Raw genomic sequence first — 17801 nt, forward strand, 5'->3', positions numbered from 1 at the left:
ATGTTTTTGAGTGGTTTATGCGTAACAAAATTGTGTTTTATGGAAGGCGGAGCTGAAGATTGACGAACCAACCAGAGATAATCAACGATATTTCCGCGTCTTCCACTGAAACTGAAGCTGCATCCGCTGCACCAACGCGACTCACTCCGATGATGGAGCAGTATATTGAGATCAAAGCTGCGAATGTTGATTCGCTGCTTTTTTACCGGATGGGCGACTTTTATGAACTGTTTTTTCAAGATGCGGTGGAGGCTTCCAAAGCGCTCGGCATTACACTCACTAAACGCGGCAAACATCTGGGTGATGAAATTCCGATGTGCGGTGTGCCGTTTCATGCCGCTGATGATTATCTGCAAAAGCTGATCGCCAAGGGTTACCGCGTTGCCGTGTGCGAGCAGGTGGAAGATCCGGCAGAGGCGAAAAAACGCGGCTCAAAATCGGTGGTCAAACGTGATGTTGTGCGGCTGGTCACGCCGGGCACTTTGACGGAAGAAAAACTGCTTGACCCGTCCGAAGCCAACTTCCTGATGACTTTAGGCCGCGTTAAAGGCGAAGCCGACAATGTGCTGGCACTCGCTTGGATTGATATTTCCACCGGCACATTCCGCGTGACGGAAAGCTCGCCGGAGCGGATGTTTGCCGATATTATGCGCGTTGATCCGCGCGAATTAATCGTGGCTGAGCCGGTTTTTCATGATCCGGAATTGCGTCCCACTTTTGATCTGATCGGCCGCTCGGTTATTCCGCAACCGGCGATTTTGTTTGATAGTGCTGCCGCACAATCACGAATACAACGGTATTATGATGTGGCAACATTGGATGGTTTCGGTCAGTTTTCGCGCTCGGAATTGTCGGCGATTTCCGGTGCGATTGCCTATATCGAGAAAACGCAGATTTCCGAGCGCCCGCCATTGATGCGACCGGAGCGCGAACAGGAAGGCTCAACCCTTTTTATTGATCCGGCAACACGTGCCAATCTGGAAATGGTGCGCACCCTTTCCGGCCAACGGGATGGCAGTTTGCTCAAAGCGATCGACCGCACCGTAACCGGTGGCGGCAGCCGCTTGCTGGCCGAGCGATTAACCGCTCCGTTAACTTCTGCGCCAGCCATTCAGGCGCGTCTTGATGCGGTATCTTATTTTCTTAATGAGCCGGTTTTAAGTGATGCTTTGCGCCTTGAACTTAAGGGCGTGCCGGATATGCCGCGCGGCCTTTCAAGGTTGGCGGTCGGGCGTGGCGGCCCGCGCGATATGGGTGCATTGCAGCGTGGCTTTGACGCTGCGCGCAGTATTGTCGAATTGTTGAGCGGTAAAGATCTGCCATCAGAACTTAAAGCCGCGCTTCATGCATTATCTGCAATTCCTCAAACCTTGCAGGATCATCTCGACAAGGCTCTGGCGGATGAATTGCCGCTCTTGAAACGCGATGGTGGTTTTGTACGGGAAGGCTATCACGATGAGCTTGATGAAATGCGGGCGCTTCGAGACCAGTCGCGCCGTGTGATTGCCGGATTGCAGCAAAGTTATATTGATGAAACCGGCATCAAAACACTTAAAATCAAGCATAATAATGTGCTGGGTTATTTCATCGAAGTGACCGCTAATAATGCCGGTGTGATGACCGATAGTGATGAAGCAAAGGCACGCTTTATTCATCGTCAGACCATGGCTAATGCTATGCGGTTCACCACCACGGAACTGGCGGAACTGGAAACAAAAATTGCCAATGCCGCTGATCGTGCTCTGTCGATTGAAGCGGCCATTTTCGATACGCTGACCGCCGAGATTGTGCTTTTTGCTGATTTGATCCGTGCTGCGGCTTCGGCTCTTGCAGTTTATGACGTGTCGGTGGCTTTGGCGGTGCTTGCTGATGAGCAGGGCTATTGTCGCCCCATCGTTGATGACAGTCTGGCGTTTAACATCGTTGGTGGCCGCCATCCGGTGGTGGAGCAGGCATTGCGCCGTCAGGCCGCCAATCCGTTTGTTGCTAATAATTGTGATTTGTCGCCACAAAATAATGATAAATATGGAGCGATCTGGCTGCTTACCGGCCCCAATATGGGCGGTAAATCGACCTTTCTGCGCCAAAATGCACTTATTGCGATGATGGCTCAGATGGGCTCTTTTGTGCCTGCTGGTTCTGCCCATATCGGTATTGTTGATCGTCTGTTCTCGCGTGTCGGCGCTTCGGATGATCTGGCACGTGGGCGTTCTACCTTTATGGTGGAGATGGTGGAGACTGCTGCCATCCTCAATCAGGCAGGCGAACGCGCTTTGGTGATTTTGGATGAGATCGGACGTGGTACCGCCACTTTTGACGGGCTTTCGATCGCATGGGCAGCGGTTGAATATCTGCATGAGAAGAACCGTTGCCGTTCGCTTTTTGCGACCCACTTCCATGAAATGACAGCCTTGTCAGAAAAGCTTAATCGCTTGTCTAATGTTACTATGCGCGTGAAGGAATGGGACAATGATGTCGTGTTCCTGCATGAAGTGGCACAAGGCGCGGCGGATCGCTCTTATGGTGTGCAGGTTGCGCGTCTTGCTGGCTTGCCGGAGGCAGTGGTCAACCGTGCGCGTGATGTGCTGAAGCAATTGGAAGAAGGCGAAACTTCAGGAAAAGCAAATAAGCTGATTGATGATCTGCCGCTTTTCTCGGTGGTGCTGAAACAGGAAACACCAAAGGCGCAAGTGCTGGACAATGAATTACAGCAGGCTCTGGATGCTATCCGCCCTGATGATTTGAGCCCGCGTGAGGCCTTGGAAGCGCTATATCGCCTGAAAGAAATTTCGATAACCAAATAACAAAAAAAGCTGCCTTCGTTAGGAGGCAGCCCTTGTTATTGCGGGACGTTTAAAAGCGTCAAACTGAGGCGAAAATGGTGGTTTTCGAGTAACGGAGCGCAGTATACTTTTAGTATATGAGCTCCGGAACGCAGACACATTGCCATTTGCAGCGCAGTTTCAAGTTTTTATTAAATAAAACGATCTGCTTCCGCGCCGTAATAACTAATATAACGGCTGGCAATGCGTGAGACCGGCAGGATGATAAACACATCCGTGGTGCCGAAGGATTCGTCAGCCACAGCACCATCACCGATCATTGCACCAAGGCGCAAATAGCCTTTAATCAGCGGCGGCATAGAGAAGAGTGCAAGCTTCATGTTGACGCCCTCGGCAGGCATCAAATCCATCGCATGATAGTGTTCAGGCAATGCACGTACATCCCACTCAGAATCGGCGCGGGCATTTTGATGCAGGAACGACAGGCACAAAGCATGTGCCATCGGCACCGCACCATGAAAGGAAGCACAGCCCATCATCACATCAATGGAATGGCGGCGGCAATAAGCCCAGATGCCCTGCCACAAAAGCTCGACCGTGCGTTTGGAGCGATATTCCGGCTTGACGCAGGAGCGTCCAAGTTCCAGAAAATTCAGTTCCGGTTTGGTTAATGTCAGGCGTTGCACATCATATTCACTGGCGGAATAAAAACCATGCGCTTTATTGGCCTGATCGGTACGCATTAAACGATAGGTGCCAACAATCTGCTTGTGCTGCGGGCCGGGAAGGGCGGTGTCATAAACCAGGAGATGATCGCAAACCGGATCAAACCGGTCAGCATCGCGTTGTTCAATCGCTTGTAAACTGTCTTTTTTTGCGCCCATTTCATCGAAGAAAACGCGGAAGCGCAATTCTTGAGCAGCTTCGATTTCTTCCGGTGCGGTTGCAATCCGTACTTCCAATGTGCCCATACGCCCGAGCAATGCTGCATTGCCGGTCGTTTCTTGCGTCACATCTTCGCTATTCAATGTTGTCATGACATCATTATCGACTATTTGCGTAGTCTTTCCAAGCTGTAGCGCCATACTGCTTTGCTCCCGATGTGTTTATTCACTCTTTTCCAGAGCAATTCCAAGCGGTTCGGCTGCCTTTTATAAATTCAGGCTGCTTTTACCACATATCCCGTGCAAGGTATCGATAATTTAATTAAGCGATAATGGTGACAGTAGAATGTCATTTCTTGGCAGCTTTTTCCTGCTTCCAGACCAGATATTCTTGCAGCAGGATAAGACCTGCACCAATAGTGATGAAAACATCGGCGAGATTGAAAATGGCAAATGACCAGTTCGGCAGGTGAAACAACACATAATCAACCACATAGCCAAGCATGGAGCGGTCAATCAGATTGCCGATCGCGCCACCAATGATAAGGGCAAAACCGACCCGTGCCAGCACGCGTGAATGAGCGGTTGTCCACCATAAATAGATGACAAAGCCGACGACAGCTAAGGTAAATGCCACGAGCGCTTTGTCGTGAAGACCTGATAAAAGAGAGAAAGCAATGCCGGTATTATGGGTGCGATAGAGTGCCAAAAACGGCAAAATGTCGATCTGCTCGCCATATTGCATCGTGTCTTCCACGCGCAGTTTCACCATCTGATCAATGAAAATGGCTGCGACGATGACCAGAATGGTTGGCAAAGAAGCTCTGAGCTTGCTCATCAGGCAGGTCTTTCGTCTAAAATCAGCGCTTCACGGCGCACTTCATAAAGCATGACTGCGGTGGCAATGGCGAGATTGAGCGAATCGGCGCGCCCTGCTTGCGGAATACGGGCAAGCTTGTCGCAGGTTTCAGCCAGCGTATCCGGCAAGCCCTGCTGCTCATTGCCCATCATCAAAATAACCGGCTTTTTCGCATAATCAATGGTGCGGTAATCAACCGAACCCTTCAAATGCGTGCCGACAATCATGCCGGAAAAAACTTTGCGCCATTGCAGAAAGTCTGCTTCGCTTGCACGGTAAAGCGGCAATGCAAAAACCGAGCCCATGGTGGCACGAACGGTTTCAAGCGAATAAGGGTCGGTGGTGTCGCCAATCAGGATCACGCCTTTGGCGCCCACTGCATCGGCGGTGCGGATAACAGTACCAAGATTGCCCGGATCACGCACACGGTCGAGGGCGATATAGGTATCATTGCCGGATGGCTTTAAGTTTTTGAGCGCTTGATATTGCTGCTCAAAAACGCCGACAACCATTTGCGGGTTATCGCGCCGCGTAATGCCGGCCATCACTTTTTCGCTGACTTCCAAAACCAAACCGCCGGAGGCTACGGTGCGCGCTGCCGCCTGTTCGGCCAGCTTGTTGCCTTTGCCGGATTTGGCAAAAACCAGCACTTTGATTTTCCAGTTGAGATCCAGCGCATCAATGACGAGCTTCAGGCCCTCGGCCATAAACACGCCTTGCTGGTCACGGAATTTCTTCATCGCCAGCGAGCGCAAATCCTTTACAATCGGATTGGCCAGACTGGTGACTTCTTTCACCTGTCCGTTGCGCGGAGTTGAAGAACGGTTGGAAGCGGAAAAGTCGTATTCCTGGCTCATTGTTGAACCCATCTGCTGAAGAGAGAAGTGGAAAGCGCACGATTGGCCGAGCGCTCACGCAAAATTAATTCGCCTGATTCAACCACACCGCCAAGGCCGGTGAAACGGTCGCACATCAAGGCGTGAATAGCAAAGAAAGACGCGCGGATTGAATAGGCGGTTAAAATAACAGCCAGCGCATCTTTGGTGGTGATGGAGCGGCACAGATCAACCATGGCGGGCAGGTGATCAAACAACTGCCAAACTTCGCCATTCGGCCCGCGGCCATAGGCTGGCGGATCCAGCAGGATAATATCATAATGGCTGCCGCGGCGTTCTTCGCGGGCGACGAATTTCATCGCATCATCGCAAATCCAGCGGATTGGTTTATCTTGTAAACCAGCCATTTCCTGATTTTCTTTTGCCCAGTTAATTGCTTTTTTAGAAGCATCCACATGGGTGACTTCCGCGCCTGCCTGTGCAGCAATCAGTGATGCAACGCCGGTATAGCCAAAGAGATTCAGCACACGAACAGTGCGGCCTTTGGAGGTTTCGCGGCGAATAAGTTCGGCCATATAAGACCAATGTGCTGCCTGTTCAGGGAACACACCGACATGGCGGAAGGATGTGAAGCGGCCGTGGAACTCAATGCCGTCATGTTTCATCGGCCATGTTTCGCCAAGCGGCTTTTTAGGGAAAGCCCAGCGCCCCATGCCTTCTTCATCGGTGTTACCGGTGAATATAGCGTCCGCTTTGTCCCATTCCGCTTTATCCCATGCAGGTAACCAAATGGCCTGACCTTCTGGGCGGATGATGCGATATGAGCCATATTGCTCCAGCTTCAAGCCATTGCCGCTGTCGAGCAGGGCATAATCATCGCTCGGCAAAGTTTCTAAGATAACGGCGCTGCGCTCATCAGGTTTCTTGCCTGTACGAGGGCTTAAAATGCGGGCTGGCTGATCATGTCTGTCTTGTGTGCGTTCTTTAGCGCGGGTGTTTTCCGGCGCTTCACCAGACCTGTCAGCTGATTTTTCGGCTGTTTTGGCAAATTGCGGACGTGGCTTTTTAAAGCCTGCCGGCTTTGGCGAACGCTCCGCATTTGAGGCAAAATGATCTGCCCGTTCGTTTTTGGTGCGCGTTTTCTGTCCGGCCGGACGTTTATTTTTTGGTTTGGTTGCCTTCACCGGACTAACTCCACAAAGCTCTTTTACTGTCTCGTAGGATAAAGTGCTGGCAGGTGAAAGAGAAAAACTGAAATTAAGGCTCGGTTAGCACCATAAATGTGAAAAATAATGCAGCTATTTTATAAATAGCTGTCATTGCCCAGCAGATTTTGCTGATTTTGCCGTTTGATATCGGCAATTTCCAGCTTTTGGATTTTCACTTGTTTACGGTGCTTTCCTTGCGCCAGCCAGGTAACCGTACCGCCCAATACCAGCCCCACCAGCAAGGTTGCAAACAACCAGACAAAAAGCGGAGCAGTATAGGACAATGCCGGATTGCCCGGATTAAACGGATCAAAAGTCACTGTTACGCTCATACGATTGGCAACAGATAAAGCGATCAGAATAACAGCCAGAGGCACCAGAATTATCAGGGTTACCAGGCGGCGCGTCGGAATTTTTTTCATAAAAATCTCAGTCGATATCGTTTAACCGGTCACGCAGTTCTTTGCCGGTTTTGAAAAATGGCACCCATTTTTCTTCAACACTGACAGATTCACCGGTGCGCGGGTTGCGGCCGCTTCTGGCAGGTCTGTTTTTGACGGAAAACGCACCAAAGCCGCGCAGCTCCACACGATTGCCTTCTGCAAGAGCATTCGTGATTTCATCAAAAACCGCACCGACGATGTTTTCAACGTCGCGCTGGAAAAGATGCGGGTTTCGGCTGGCAATGATCTGAACGAGTTCGGATTTGATCAAGCTATTCATCCCTCTTTTTGCTGCGCATCAGGCTTTGATAAAAGCCCGATTATGGTTTTACGTTACTTATGTTCAACAGGATCAGTAACTTGCATGACAGACAGGAGCCCGTCAAGGAAGATACGTTCACTGACGCTGTCACCGATAAAATGACGGCTTTCATCCGGCAGGCCGAGAAGGCGCACAGCCCCGCGTACAACCAGATCTTTCATCGATAAAAGCGGCTCAACTTTTTCAGGTTTCCACTCAACCACAGCCAGATCAGGCGAAAGCCCTTTGCTCAAAAGCCATTGTCGGGCTTCTGTTTCGCCGCCGAGGCCATCGATCAGTTTTTTCTCCAAAGCCTGACGGCCGGTAAAGATAGAGCCATCGGCCAATGCCAATGTTTGTTCGCGGGTGAAAGAGCGGCGGGTTTCAACAAGGCCGACAAACCAGTCATAAGAATCCATAATCATATTGCGGATCATGGCTTTGGTTTCTTCGCTGGCCGGATTGAAAAAGTTCGGCTCTGCCTTCATCGGTGATGATTTGACCGCCTCCATTTTGACGCCGATCTTGTTCATCAGCTCGGAAATGTCAGGATATTGGAACAGCACCCCGATAGAGCCGACGATGGAGGATTGATGCGCGACAATGTGGTCTGAGGCAATGGCAATCATGTAACCGGCAGAGGCCGCCAGATTGCCGACACTGGTTACAACCGGTTTTTTCTCTGCCACTTTACGGATCGCGTTGAAAATGGTTTCGCCGCCAACCGTAGTGCCGCCCGGAGAATCGACAATCACAATCAGACCTTTAACCGCGTCATTTTTGGCGATGAGTTCCAGTCTTTTTAGTAATTCGTCATTTTGGGCAATGGTGCCTTCAATGCGAACTTTAGCAATATGAGGCGTGTTAAAACCGGAGAATGTTCCGGTTTGTGTGGTGGCTACAGTGATCAGAGCCAGTGCGAGCACAATCAAAAATGCACTGCGCCAGAAGGTGAGTTTGCGTCTGATACGACGTCTGTCGATCATGGCGTCGGCAGTCTGGGTCATGGTAGCCTTTTTATTTTTTCTACAATATTGATAGAAATCTTGCGGCAGATTATCGCGTCATTACGTTTTAATCTATCTTTTTTACCGCGAATTGAGCTTTATAGTTGTATATGGCCTTGTCTCAGGTCGGTTTGTACCCCAAATAAACCACATTGAAATGAAATTTGCGAGAATTCTGGTAAGAGCCGGATTAGCAACCGTGTCGGGCAATCGGGCTCGGCCGGATTATTAGTGTTGGATAGTCTTTTGTCTGTGAATGAACATAGCAATGCTCTTTATGCCAATCATGCAACGGATGTGAATACGCGTTCGGGCATGAATTTTGGCGCGAGCGAAAAGGCTGTATCCGTGTTTCAGGCGGCGCAGCGTCACTCGACGCGCGTAAAAATTTTGAAAATCGGCTTGCCTGTTGCAGCTATTGTGGTTGGCGCAGTCTTCAGTTGGTTTACATTTTTGGCAACACCTGCCTCTACCGTTAAGGTTAATCTGGGAGATGGATTGGAAGATGGCAAATTGGTGATGTCCAATCCGAATCTGAACGGTTTCACCAAAGAAAACCGCCCTTATAATTTGACCGCAACCAAAGCTGTTCAGGACGTCAAAAATGAAGGCATCATCACTTTGGAAGGGATCAGCGCGAAGTTACCGGTGGGTGCTGAAAATCTGGCAACAATTAATGCACAGAACGGTATTTACGATAATGTGAATGGCCGCATGAAGCTGGTTGGTGAATTTGTTGTAACGACAACCGATGGCCTGATTGCCAAAATGAGTTCGGCTGATGTGAATATTGCCACGGGTCAGATTATGACAGACAATCCGGTGGATATTCAAAGCGGCTCAACCCATATTCAGGCTAATAAAATGCAGGTTCAGTCGAGCGGTGATGTAGTGGTTTTTGAAGATGAAGTGCATCTGACCATCGAAGCACCCGAGGGTGATAAATAATCTCTCTTGGCCGGGTGTGTTTTGGGGTGAGGACGGCCTTTGAAACTTATCAAAATTTTATATAAAGTGGCATCAAGCCACAGTGTATTGTTGTCAGGCTTGCGATATGGCTGCAATTTGATGCTTCGCATTGTGTAGCGCGGCTTTAGTCTATATTAAAACTTTAATGTTTGTTATGAATTTATTCGTTACATGCTCTACGGTTGTACGATTCAGGGGATCAGATTATGCGCGCAAAATGCGTTGAAATGAAACAAAGCGCAGCTCGCTTCGCGCGCAGCAAGACAAATGTCTGGCTTGCAGCAGCTGGTATGGGGCTGGCTTTGAGCATGTCTCCGTTGAGTGCTTCGGCTCAAACCGAGCAGGTGCCTTTTGGCAGTCTTAATCTTTCCAGTGGCAAAGAGCCGGTTAAAATCGATGCCGACCGCCTAGAAATGCGCGATAAAGAAGGCATTGCCATTTTTATGGGTAATGTGTCTGTTGTGCAGGGCGAAACCGTTTTGCGCGCTGGCAAAATGACTGTTCATTACAATAAAGGTGCTGATAAGTCCGAATCCGGCGCCCAGCAGGGCGCAGCAGGTCTTTCTGCATCTGGTATTGACCGTCTGGAAGTCAGCGAAAAAGTTTATCTGAAATCGGGCCCTCAGGTCGCAACCGGTGATACCGGTGTTTATAATGCCAAAACCCAGCAGATGGTTTTGCAGGGTAAAAAAGTTGTGCTGACGGATGGTGATAATGTGGCTACAGGCTGCAAAATGACTGCCCATATGGATACCGGTAAAGCCTTCCTCGAAGCCTGCCCTGGTGCCAAAAAGGGACGTGTTTCCATTATTATGTCGCCTAAATCCGAAGATGGCGGCGCGCCCGCAAACAAGCGCTAAGCTACAGGGGTTTACGTGGCATCTTTTACTCCTGAGCAAAATCAGAAAACTGCAACGGCAGGACAAAGCACCCATGACCATATGGAGCATGATGACTTTGGCTTGAGTGAACGACGCGGTGATCTGAATAATACGCTTGTCGCGCGTGGACTGACCAAAAGTTATAATGGCCGTCAGGTCGTCAATGGCGTGTCTTTTGGTGTGCGCGCTGGTGAAGCAGTTGGTATTTTGGGGCCCAATGGTGCCGGTAAAACCACCTGTTTTTATATGGTGACAGGTTTGGTGCCGGTCGATAGCGGCACCATCGAGATCAATGGTTTCGATGTCACTTCCATGCCGATGTATCGCCGTTCGCGTCTGGGGATTGGCTATCTGCCGCAGGAAGCTTCGATTTTCCGCGGTCTTTCGGTTGAAAATAACATCAGGGCCGTTTTGGAAGTGGTTGAAAAAGACCGTAAGAAACGCGCTTTCGAGCTGGATGCTCTGCTGGAAGAGTTTCATATTTCGCATTTGCGCAAAGCGCCTGCGATTGCTTTGTCGGGTGGTGAACGCCGCCGTCTTGAAATTGCGCGCGCACTTGCATCGCGTCCGAATTTCATGCTGCTTGATGAACCATTTGCCGGTGTTGACCCGATTGCTGTTTCCGACATTCAGCAATTGGTGCGCCACCTCACCAGCCGTGGCATTGGTGTGCTGATCACCGATCACAATGTGCGTGAAACGCTGGGGCTGATTGATCGCGCTTATATCATCCATGCCGGTCAGGTGCTCACTCATGGCAAGCCGGATGAGATTGTGGCCAATCCGGATGTGCGTCGCCTTTATCTGGGTGACCAGTTCACGCTTTAAAAGTGATTTGCTTGTATTTTTTGACGGGTCGGATTTTTCCGACCCGTTTTTGTTTTAAAATCAGAGCGTTCGCTTGTATTTTTGTACAGGGTTACGCAGTTTTTTCGTTCAATAATTATTACATTTTAGTCTGAGATGAAGTGATGCAGGTTGACATGCGAGGCCAGCATTCATAAATAACCCGCTTGGTTGCGACCAGAGGCGTTCAAGTTAGGTTCAAGAATAAACCAGTTGAAAAATAGAGTAGTTAACGGCATCATAGGATATTGATTCATGGTAAAGTAAAAACAATCATCCAATAGCTTTACTTCGGTGAAACATTGTTGATTGTTTTGGGAAAAACGGATTTTGTAAGCAGTTTTATTGTAAAATAATTGCTTCTGCCGGACAGAGTATTTAAGACGCGTTTTTGTTTTTGTGCACTCTCATCAACGAACAGGATCAAATAGTTCATATTTGTGTAAAGTTTAACATCTGATCGCTTGGCGCATTGCATTCCATGTGGTTAGATTGAGTCGTAAGATGAACACATATGAGGTATTGCTATATGACTCTGCGTGTATCGGGTAAACACATGGACGTAGGCGATGCGTTCCGGACCCGCATTAATGATCGGGTGACCGAAGCCGTCAGTAAATATTTTGAACATGGATTTGCAGGACAAGTTACTGTAACGAAGTCCGGCTCGCGTTATGCTGCTGATTGCATGTTGCATCTGGATAGTGGTGCAACTTTGCAAAGCACAGGCGAGGCACAGGATCCGCAACTGGCTTTTGATATTGCCGCAGAAAAAATAGAAACACGTTTAAGACGCTATAAGCGACGTCTTAAATCTCGGCAGGCTGCTACAAACACGGGCTATGCTGATATCGCTTATCGTGTTATGGCTCCGCTTCTTGAGGAAGAAGAAGAGTTGCCCGCAGATTACGCACCGACAATTGTCGCGGAATCTTCGGTGACCTTGAGAACTATGAGTGTTGCCTCTGCGGTTGTGGAGCTGGATCTCACCGAACATCCGGTGCTGGTTTTCCGCAATGCAGGCAATGACGAAGTTAATATTGTTTACCGTCGGGCTGACGGCAATATCGGCTGGGTTGATCCGTCAACGGTAACCCGCCAGAATATGCCGAAAGCCTGATTCAATCGTGGAGTTGCGTGCAGCCTGATTTTGAAAGGCTGCACGTATCTCTTCTGGGCCAGGAAGCCCGCTTGAAGAAGGAATGGAGAGAATGGATCTCAGCGATCTGATTCAGCCGGGGGCGATTATCCCTGCGTTGAAGGCCAGCTCCAAAAAACAGCTTTTGCAGATTTTATCTGAAAAGGCTGCTGAACTGACCGGTCTCCCCGAGAGAGAAATTTTTGAAACGATTCTGCAGCGTGAGCGCCTTGGCTCCACCGGTGTGGGTAATGGTATCGCCATTCCGCACGGCAAGCTGACAGGTATTTCGAAAATTGCCGGCGTATTCGCCCGTCTCGAAACGCCGGTTGATTTTGAAGCATTGGACGATCAGCCCGTTGATCTCGTCTTTTTGCTGCTGGCACCTGAAAATGCCGGTGCAGATCATCTCAAGGCACTCTCGCGCATTGCCAGATTGCTGCGTGATGCCGATGTGGTGAATAAACTGCGCGGCACCCATGATGTGCAGATTTTATATTCATTTTTAACGACGCATCCGGCGTCGAATGCGGCTTAACTTATTGAAATAATAAAGGCTGCATCGTGTTTTGCGATGCAGCCTTTTTAATATGCTTGTATTTGGGCGATTTGCCTATTGCAGCATAACTGTGCGCAGCTCGTGGTCCCACGCGCCTGCCAATGCGTTGGCACGCACATCAGACAGGATGATCGGCTCACCGCTTGCACCAAACAGTGCCCAGAACTCCATATTGGGAGCAAGTGGTGGCAGTGACGGGAAATTGCGGCTCAGATCATCCGAGCGCATTTTGCGGACATAGCCGACTTCGCCAGCGCCCAGATTAGCAAATTCTGTTTCAGTTAGAATTGGTTTTGGATGGTTCATACTCATTACCTCCAACGGACGGGCTTTTAGATCAAGCCCCGTCATTGAACCCAGAGCGTGATACGCTCTTGTCTCTTATTCCCTGACGGAAATGTTAATGCGTTTGATCAGGCGTTCAGGTTCCGGTCTGTCGAGATCGATGGACAAAAGGCCGTTTTTCAATTCGCAGCCAATCACGCGCATACCGTCTGCCAGCACAAACATGCGCTGAAACTGGCGGGCTGCGATGCCGCGATGTAGAAATTCACGCTCTGTATCATCGCTCTGACGGCCGCGGATAACCAATTGATTATCTTCGGTGGTGACGTCGAGATCTTCGCTGGAAAAGCCTGCAACCGCTAAGGAAATACGCAAACGCTCGGAGCCGCTTTCATGGCGCAAACGCTCGATATTATAAGGCGGATAGCCTTCACCGGATTTGGTCAGCCGTTCCAGTGTCTTTTCCATTGTATCAAAACCGAGCAGCAAAGGGCTCGAAAATGGTGTTAGCCGTGTCATCTTGTCAGTCCTTATCAAAGCGACCGTATTGTGTTGTGAAGACCCGAATCCGGCATCTCCAGCATTTATAGTAATATGGCTTTTGCGATTACTGACTTCAAGGGGCGCTTATGTGCGCCTGCTATAAATGCTTAACCTCAGCGACAGTTGTGGAAAAACTCAGCTGCTTTTGGCTTCACGCAAGGCTGATGAAAAAGCACTGGCAAAGCTTTCACGATCATCAGGATTAAGGAAGCTGCCTATTTTCAAAATCTGGCCACGGCTTTCAATATTCATCGCGGTGATGCCGATATCGGGGCGGCGGTCGACATGAAACCGCGTCCAGAACGGATTGAACTGATGATTTTTCACGCGCCCTGAAGCGGCAATCTGGCGGATATGCAGGGCAGTTTTGGAAACATATATTTCTTCGCGTGCTTGTGCTGCACGGTAATTGACGCGGAAAGCCCAATAAATCAGTGCAATATCAAGCCCGAAAAAGCCGAAGATCGGCCAGGCACCTAGTGAGAAAAAGACGAAGCTTACCGAAAGCCAGCAGGCTATCAGCGCTGACATCAACACGATAAACCCCTTGCGCCCGAGCGAGCGATAGGGTTGGAGAAGTGCCTGAAAAATCGGCCTGTCATATTGATCAGGCTGCGCACCGTCGGGATGATAATCAACCATGATAACCTGTTGCTGGCTGCGTCAAGCTTACGACTGTTATGTCACTATAATAGTGATTATAGAGTGGATATGGAACAGCCTAAAGTAAAATCATCCGCTACAGACATCACGACTGCACCAAAGCGTAAAGCCCGCCGCCTTGCCGGTACGCTTTACACACGCGATGAGGTGCATGAAATATTCCGTCGTTTCAGCATTCAGCGTCCTGAGCCAAAGGGCGAGCTTGAACATGTGAATGTCTTTACATTACTGGTAGCGGTGGTTTTATCAGCGCAGGCAACCGATGCGGGCGTTAATAAGGCGACACGCGCTTTGTTTGCTATTGCTGACACGCCGGAGAAAATGCTGGCACTGGGCGAAGAAACGGTGGGCGAATATATTAAAACCATCGGCCTTTGGCGCAATAAAGCTAAAAATGTTATTCTGCTTTGCGAGGCTTTGATCCGTGATTTTGGCAGTGAAGTGCCGGGTAATCGTGAAGACCTGATGACGCTGCCGGGGGTCGGGCGTAAAACCGCCAATGTGGTTTTAAACATGTCTTTCGGCCAGCCAACCATGGCGGTGGATACGCATATTTTGCGCATTGGTACGCGGATTGGTCTGGCTCCAGCCAAAACGCCCGATGCGGTGGAAGCAATTTTGCTGCGGATTATTCCTGAAGAATTTATGCAGCATGCCCATCATTGGCTGATCTTGTTCGGGCGTTATACCTGCAAGGCGCGCAAGCCTGAATGTCAGCTCTGTGTGATTGCGGATATTTGCAAATCGGCGTCGAAAACCAATGCTATACCCGCACCACTGACCACTATCCCTGAAAAACTGGGATAAGGTTTTTCTCCTGACGCATGATCGCTTTATGCAGGTGTACCATCATGGTGGCAGCAAAAAGTGGCGTCAGCAGGCTGAGAAGCGGCACTGCCAGAAAACATGCAATGATAAGGCCGCCCAAGAAAATCGTGCCGCTATAGCGCGAGCGTAAAGCTTTGGCTTCTTGTTCTGAATGATAGCGCATTGCAGCAAATTCGAAGAATTCGCGCCCCAGCAAATAGCCGTTGATGATGAAGAAGGCGATCAGGTTGACACCAGGCACCAACAGCAGCATTAGCGCCAGAATATTGCCGGCAATGACAATAATTAAGAATTTGAGCGATACGATCATGGCGCGCCCGATAGGCAGTTCGGTGCCCACCGGTTCATTGGGATAATCTTCCCGCTCGACGATTTCGGCAATGTCATCAAGAAAAAGACCGGCAATCAGCGCTGTCACTGGTGCAATCAGCAGGGCGAGCATCAGTGCAAGACCCATTCCGGCAATGATGGCAGCCACCAGCCCCAGCCAGCCTGTCCATGCCGGAAGACCGGGCAGAAGTGTTTCCAGCCACGGCCATGCAAATGTGAAAAACACTTGTCTGAGTGCTGCCCAGGCGCCCATCAATAATAAAATGGTTAGCCCCAGCACTTTCCAGAATACAGCGCGATATTCTGCACTAAACAGGCGTTGCAAGGCGGTTAAGGCAGCCGATAAGACCATGAAAACTCCAGATATAGGTGAGGTCTGCGGGCTTAAAGATAGGTGGTAGGCTTTCGTCTCACAAGGGGGAGTGTAAGGTTTGGGCAAGGTTTGGGGAGTGCTTGAGGAGTGCTGGGGCAAGGTTTGGGGAGTGCGCGGTTTTCGCTATACTTCTCACAGATAATTTATGTGCGGTAAGTTTACAGGGTGGCTATTATCACGCCAAAGGGCTAAGTCATCGCATAAATCACCGCAGGAATCTGCTTGATACATAACAACGGGAGCCTTCTGGATTATCTTATGGCTACATATGACGTTCTTTGTATCGGTAACGCGATCGTCGACATTATTGCGCGTTCTGATGATGAATTTTTGGTCTCCAACGGCATTATCAAAGGCGCGATGAACTTGATTGATAGTTCGCGTGCAGAGCTTTTATATAGCCGCATGGGGCCGGCGGTTGAAATGTCCGGCGGCAGCGCCGGTAATACTGCTGCTGGTATCGCTAATCTGGGCGGTCGTGCGGCTTATTTCGGTAAAGTGGCCAATGATACATTGGGTGGTGTGTTTGCGCATGATATCCGTGCGCAAGGTGTGGCTTTTGACACGCGCCCGTTGGAAAACCAGATCCCGACTGCACGTTGCATGGTATTTGTGACACCGGATGGTGAGCGTTCGATGAACACATATCTTGGTGCCTGCGTTGAGCTGGGGCCTGAAGATATTGAAGCGTCAAAAGTGGCAGATTCAAAAGTCACCTATTTTGAAGGCTATTTGTGGGATCCGCCACGCGCTAAGGAAGCCATTCGTCTCGCCGCAAAAGTTGCTCATGATCACGGCCATGAAATGGCGATGACTTTGTCTGATCCGTTCTGTGTTGACCGTTATCGTGACGAGTTTCTGGAACTGATGCGCTCCGGCACAGTCGATATTGTTTTCTCCAATGAGGACGAAGCAAAATCGCTTTATCAGACCGATGATTTTGACACGGCTGTGCAGGCGCTTGCCAATGATTGCAAACTTGCAATCGTGACCCGTTCGGAAAAAGGTGCGGTGGTTGTTCGTAAAAACGAGCGTGTGAGCGTTCCGGCTATTGAAATCTCCGAACTGGTGGACACAACCGGCGCTGGTGACTTGTTCGCGGCTGGTTTCCTCTTTGGTTATACCAATGGCCGCTCACTGGAAGAGAGTGCGCGTCTTGGCGCGCTGGCTGCCGGTATTATCGTACAGCAGGTAGGGCCACGTCCGCAGGGTAGCCTTTCGGGCGCTGCTAAAAATGCCGGACTGCTTTAATAGCTTGTCTTAACTCACAAAAAACGGCTGATATTGTCGCCAATATCAGCCGTTTTTTTATGTGCTTATTTTGGATTAATCTTCGCGGATAACGCCGTCGCGTTTCAGCTCAGCCTCGGTGCGCCCCGGATGCGGTTTATAAACCGGCAGCTTCCAGCCGCGGATCAACGCGCCGCCACGCACAATAAAGGCTGCCAGACTACCGCAAATGACGGCAATCATCATATCAATTTGTGCCAGATGCATTGCTACATAAACGCAGGCACCGGCAAGAGCAGCGGTGACATAAATTTCGCGTTTGAGCAGAACAGATGGTTCACCGGCGATAATATCGCGCAAGACACCGCCAAGGGTTGCGGTGAAAATACCTGTCACAACGGCAACCATCGGGTCGGAGCCCAGATCAATCCCTTTGGCGGCACCCATGGCGCTGTAGAAGGACAGCCCCAGGGCGTCGAGCCACAAAAGCACGCGATAACGCGATTCAACCAGATGGGCGGTGAAATAAACGAGAATGGCAGCAGCCGTGCCTGTGACCAGATAGAGCGGCTCTCTGACCCAGAAAACCGGATCATCGCCAAGGATGAGATCACGAATGGTACCGCCGCCGATGCCGGTGACATTGGCCAGAAAGATAAAGCCGACAATATCCAATTGACGTCTGGATGCAGCTAAAGCGCCGGTCGCGGCAAATACAAAAACGCCGGCATAGTTCAAAAAAGTCAGTATGGTCACTAAGACGCTCCCCGCAACGCCACTCTTATCAGGGAGTGTATTGAGACTGAGCGGGGGCGCAAATGTTTTTTTGCGCCCC

19 protein-coding genes and 1 pseudogene are annotated in these 17801 nt (G+C 50.0%); 8 read left to right on the forward strand and 12 right to left on the reverse strand.

All coding sequences use genetic code 11. The features are described from left to right. Positions 1-149: 149 nt before the first annotated feature. Positions 150-2804 carry a DNA mismatch repair protein MutS gene (mutS, locus tag FHS77_RS10975; RefSeq protein WP_184223391.1) on the forward strand — a complete coding sequence of 885 codons (2655 nt, stop codon included), beginning with the start codon at positions 150-152 and terminating at the stop codon, positions 2802-2804. A 170-nt stretch (positions 2805-2974) separates the two neighbouring features. On the opposite strand, the gene olsB is transcribed toward mutS, so the two are convergent. The 7 genes from olsB to sppA form a co-directional block, all read right to left on the reverse strand. Further along, the gene (gene olsB / locus FHS77_RS10980; RefSeq protein WP_184223284.1) at positions 2975-3868 is read right to left on the reverse strand and encodes a l-ornithine N(alpha)-acyltransferase; all 894 of its coding nucleotides are present in this window, start codon (positions 3866-3868) and stop codon (positions 2975-2977) included. Positions 3869-4016: 148 nt separating this feature from the next. Beyond that, complete coding sequence (gene lspA / locus FHS77_RS10985; RefSeq protein ID WP_184223286.1) at positions 4017-4505, reverse strand: signal peptidase II; 489 nt, start codon at positions 4503-4505, stop codon at positions 4017-4019. Further along, on the reverse strand, positions 4505-5383 hold the full coding sequence (locus tag FHS77_RS10990; RefSeq protein WP_184223288.1) for a TrmH family RNA methyltransferase: 879 nt from the start codon (positions 5381-5383) through the stop codon (positions 4505-4507). The genes lspA and FHS77_RS10990 overlap by 1 nt, the downstream gene beginning before the upstream one ends. Further along, positions 5380-6546 (reverse strand): RsmD family RNA methyltransferase, encoded by a 1167-nt coding sequence (locus tag FHS77_RS10995; RefSeq protein WP_184223290.1) that lies wholly within the window; start codon positions 6544-6546, stop codon positions 5380-5382. The genes FHS77_RS10990 and FHS77_RS10995 overlap by 4 nt, the downstream gene beginning before the upstream one ends. A 119-nt stretch (positions 6547-6665) precedes the next feature. Then, entirely contained in the window at positions 6666-6983 is a 318-nt protein-coding gene (locus FHS77_RS11000; protein ID WP_184223393.1) for a lipopolysaccharide assembly protein LapA domain-containing protein, read from the reverse strand. 16 nt (positions 6984-6999) lie between these two features. Beyond that, positions 7000-7284, reverse strand: coding sequence for an integration host factor subunit beta (locus FHS77_RS11005; protein ID WP_184223395.1), 285 nt, complete (start codon positions 7282-7284; stop codon positions 7000-7002). Positions 7285-7346: 62 nt separating this feature from the next. Next, on the reverse strand, positions 7347-8321 hold the full coding sequence (gene sppA, locus FHS77_RS11010) for a signal peptide peptidase SppA (protein WP_184223292.1): 975 nt from the start codon (positions 8319-8321) through the stop codon (positions 7347-7349). A 252-nt stretch (positions 8322-8573) separates the two neighbouring features. Between sppA and lptC the strand changes: the two genes are divergently transcribed. The 5 genes and pseudogenes from lptC to ptsN all read left to right on the forward strand — a co-directional run bounded on the left by lptC (position 8574) and on the right by ptsN (position 12693). After that, complete coding sequence (gene lptC / locus FHS77_RS11015) at positions 8574-9269, forward strand: LPS export ABC transporter periplasmic protein LptC (RefSeq protein ID WP_343061004.1); 696 nt, start codon at positions 8574-8576, stop codon at positions 9267-9269. Between the two features lie 227 nt (positions 9270-9496). Next, positions 9497-10150 carry an LptA/OstA family protein gene (locus tag FHS77_RS11020; protein WP_374786248.1) on the forward strand — a complete coding sequence of 218 codons (654 nt, stop codon included), beginning with the start codon at positions 9497-9499 and terminating at the stop codon, positions 10148-10150. Between the two features lie 123 nt (positions 10151-10273). Then, positions 10274-10999 (forward strand): annotated as a pseudogene (lptB, locus tag FHS77_RS11025) (LPS export ABC transporter ATP-binding protein); the annotation flags it as partial. A gap of 547 nt (positions 11000-11546) precedes the next feature. Next, positions 11547-12137 carry a ribosome hibernation-promoting factor, HPF/YfiA family gene (gene hpf / locus FHS77_RS11030; RefSeq protein WP_184223294.1) on the forward strand — a complete coding sequence of 197 codons (591 nt, stop codon included), beginning with the start codon at positions 11547-11549 and terminating at the stop codon, positions 12135-12137. A gap of 91 nt (positions 12138-12228) precedes the next feature. Beyond that, positions 12229-12693, forward strand: coding sequence for a PTS IIA-like nitrogen regulatory protein PtsN (gene ptsN / locus FHS77_RS11035; protein ID WP_184223296.1), 465 nt, complete (start codon positions 12229-12231; stop codon positions 12691-12693). Between the two features lie 75 nt (positions 12694-12768). Here the strand turns inward: ptsN and FHS77_RS11040 are convergent, their stop codons facing one another. The 3 genes from FHS77_RS11040 to FHS77_RS11050 all read right to left on the reverse strand — a co-directional run bounded on the left by FHS77_RS11040 (position 12769) and on the right by FHS77_RS11050 (position 14184). Further along, positions 12769-13020 carry a BQ00720 family protein gene (locus FHS77_RS11040; RefSeq protein WP_184223298.1) on the reverse strand — a complete coding sequence of 84 codons (252 nt, stop codon included), beginning with the start codon at positions 13018-13020 and terminating at the stop codon, positions 12769-12771. A gap of 75 nt (positions 13021-13095) precedes the next feature. After that, the gene (locus FHS77_RS11045; RefSeq protein ID WP_184223300.1) at positions 13096-13518 is read right to left on the reverse strand and encodes an Hsp20 family protein; all 423 of its coding nucleotides are present in this window, start codon (positions 13516-13518) and stop codon (positions 13096-13098) included. A 159-nt stretch (positions 13519-13677) separates the two neighbouring features. Beyond that, a complete protein-coding gene (locus tag FHS77_RS11050; RefSeq protein ID WP_184223302.1) occupies positions 13678-14184 on the reverse strand; it encodes a DUF2244 domain-containing protein in 507 nt (168 codons plus the stop codon). Between the two features lie 69 nt (positions 14185-14253). On the opposite strand from FHS77_RS11050, the gene nth reads away from it, so the two are divergent. Next, complete coding sequence (gene nth, locus FHS77_RS11055; protein ID WP_184223304.1) at positions 14254-15012, forward strand: endonuclease III; 759 nt, start codon at positions 14254-14256, stop codon at positions 15010-15012. Here the strand turns inward: nth and FHS77_RS11060 are convergent. Continuing rightward, entirely contained in the window at positions 14990-15715 is a 726-nt protein-coding gene (locus FHS77_RS11060; RefSeq protein WP_184223306.1) for a sulfate transporter family protein, read from the reverse strand. The two genes, nth and FHS77_RS11060, sit on opposite strands and share 23 nt — an antisense overlap. 279 nt (positions 15716-15994) lie before the next feature. On the opposite strand from FHS77_RS11060, the gene FHS77_RS11065 reads away from it, so the two are divergent. After that, the gene (locus tag FHS77_RS11065) at positions 15995-16987 is read left to right on the forward strand and encodes an adenosine kinase (RefSeq protein ID WP_184223308.1); all 993 of its coding nucleotides are present in this window, start codon (positions 15995-15997) and stop codon (positions 16985-16987) included. Positions 16988-17062: 75 nt separating this feature from the next. Here the strand turns inward: FHS77_RS11065 and FHS77_RS11070 are convergent, their stop codons facing one another. After that, positions 17063-17722: a TRIC cation channel family protein gene (locus FHS77_RS11070; protein ID WP_184223310.1), complete on the reverse strand. Its 660-nt coding sequence runs from the start codon at positions 17720-17722 to the stop codon at positions 17063-17065. Positions 17723-17801 lie beyond the last annotated feature (79 nt).

The organism is Paenochrobactrum gallinarii (assembly GCF_014205685.1).
Taxonomy (GTDB): Bacteria; Pseudomonadota; Alphaproteobacteria; order Rhizobiales; family Rhizobiaceae; genus Paenochrobactrum; species Paenochrobactrum gallinarii.

Coding starts and splice junctions, on each gene's coding strand:
- FHS77_RS10990 (WP_184223288.1), bottom strand. CDS start 5,383: ATGAGCCAGGAATACGACTTTTCCGCTTCCAACCGTTCTTCAACTCCG.
- mutS (WP_184223391.1), top strand. CDS start 150: ATGATGGAGCAGTATATTGAGATCAAAGCTGCGAATGTTGATTCGCTG.
- FHS77_RS11040 (WP_184223298.1), bottom strand. CDS start 13,020: ATGAACCATCCAAAACCAATTCTAACTGAAACAGAATTTGCTAATCTG.
- FHS77_RS11050 (WP_184223302.1), bottom strand. CDS start 14,184: ATGGTTGATTATCATCCCGACGGTGCGCAGCCTGATCAATATGACAGG.
- nth (WP_184223304.1), top strand. CDS start 14,254: ATGGAACAGCCTAAAGTAAAATCATCCGCTACAGACATCACGACTGCA.
- FHS77_RS11065 (WP_184223308.1), top strand. CDS start 15,995: ATGGCTACATATGACGTTCTTTGTATCGGTAACGCGATCGTCGACATT.
- lspA (WP_184223286.1), bottom strand. CDS start 4,505: ATGAGCAAGCTCAGAGCTTCTTTGCCAACCATTCTGGTCATCGTCGCA.
- olsB (WP_184223284.1), bottom strand. CDS start 3,868: ATGGCGCTACAGCTTGGAAAGACTACGCAAATAGTCGATAATGATGTC.
- FHS77_RS11060 (WP_184223306.1), bottom strand. CDS start 15,715: ATGGTCTTATCGGCTGCCTTAACCGCCTTGCAACGCCTGTTTAGTGCA.
- ptsN (WP_184223296.1), top strand. CDS start 12,229: ATGGATCTCAGCGATCTGATTCAGCCGGGGGCGATTATCCCTGCGTTG.
- FHS77_RS11045 (WP_184223300.1), bottom strand. CDS start 13,518: ATGACACGGCTAACACCATTTTCGAGCCCTTTGCTGCTCGGTTTTGAT.
- hpf (WP_184223294.1), top strand. CDS start 11,547: ATGACTCTGCGTGTATCGGGTAAACACATGGACGTAGGCGATGCGTTC.
- FHS77_RS11020 (WP_374786248.1), top strand. CDS start 9,497: ATGCGCGCAAAATGCGTTGAAATGAAACAAAGCGCAGCTCGCTTCGCG.
- sppA (WP_184223292.1), bottom strand. CDS start 8,321: ATGACCCAGACTGCCGACGCCATGATCGACAGACGTCGTATCAGACGC.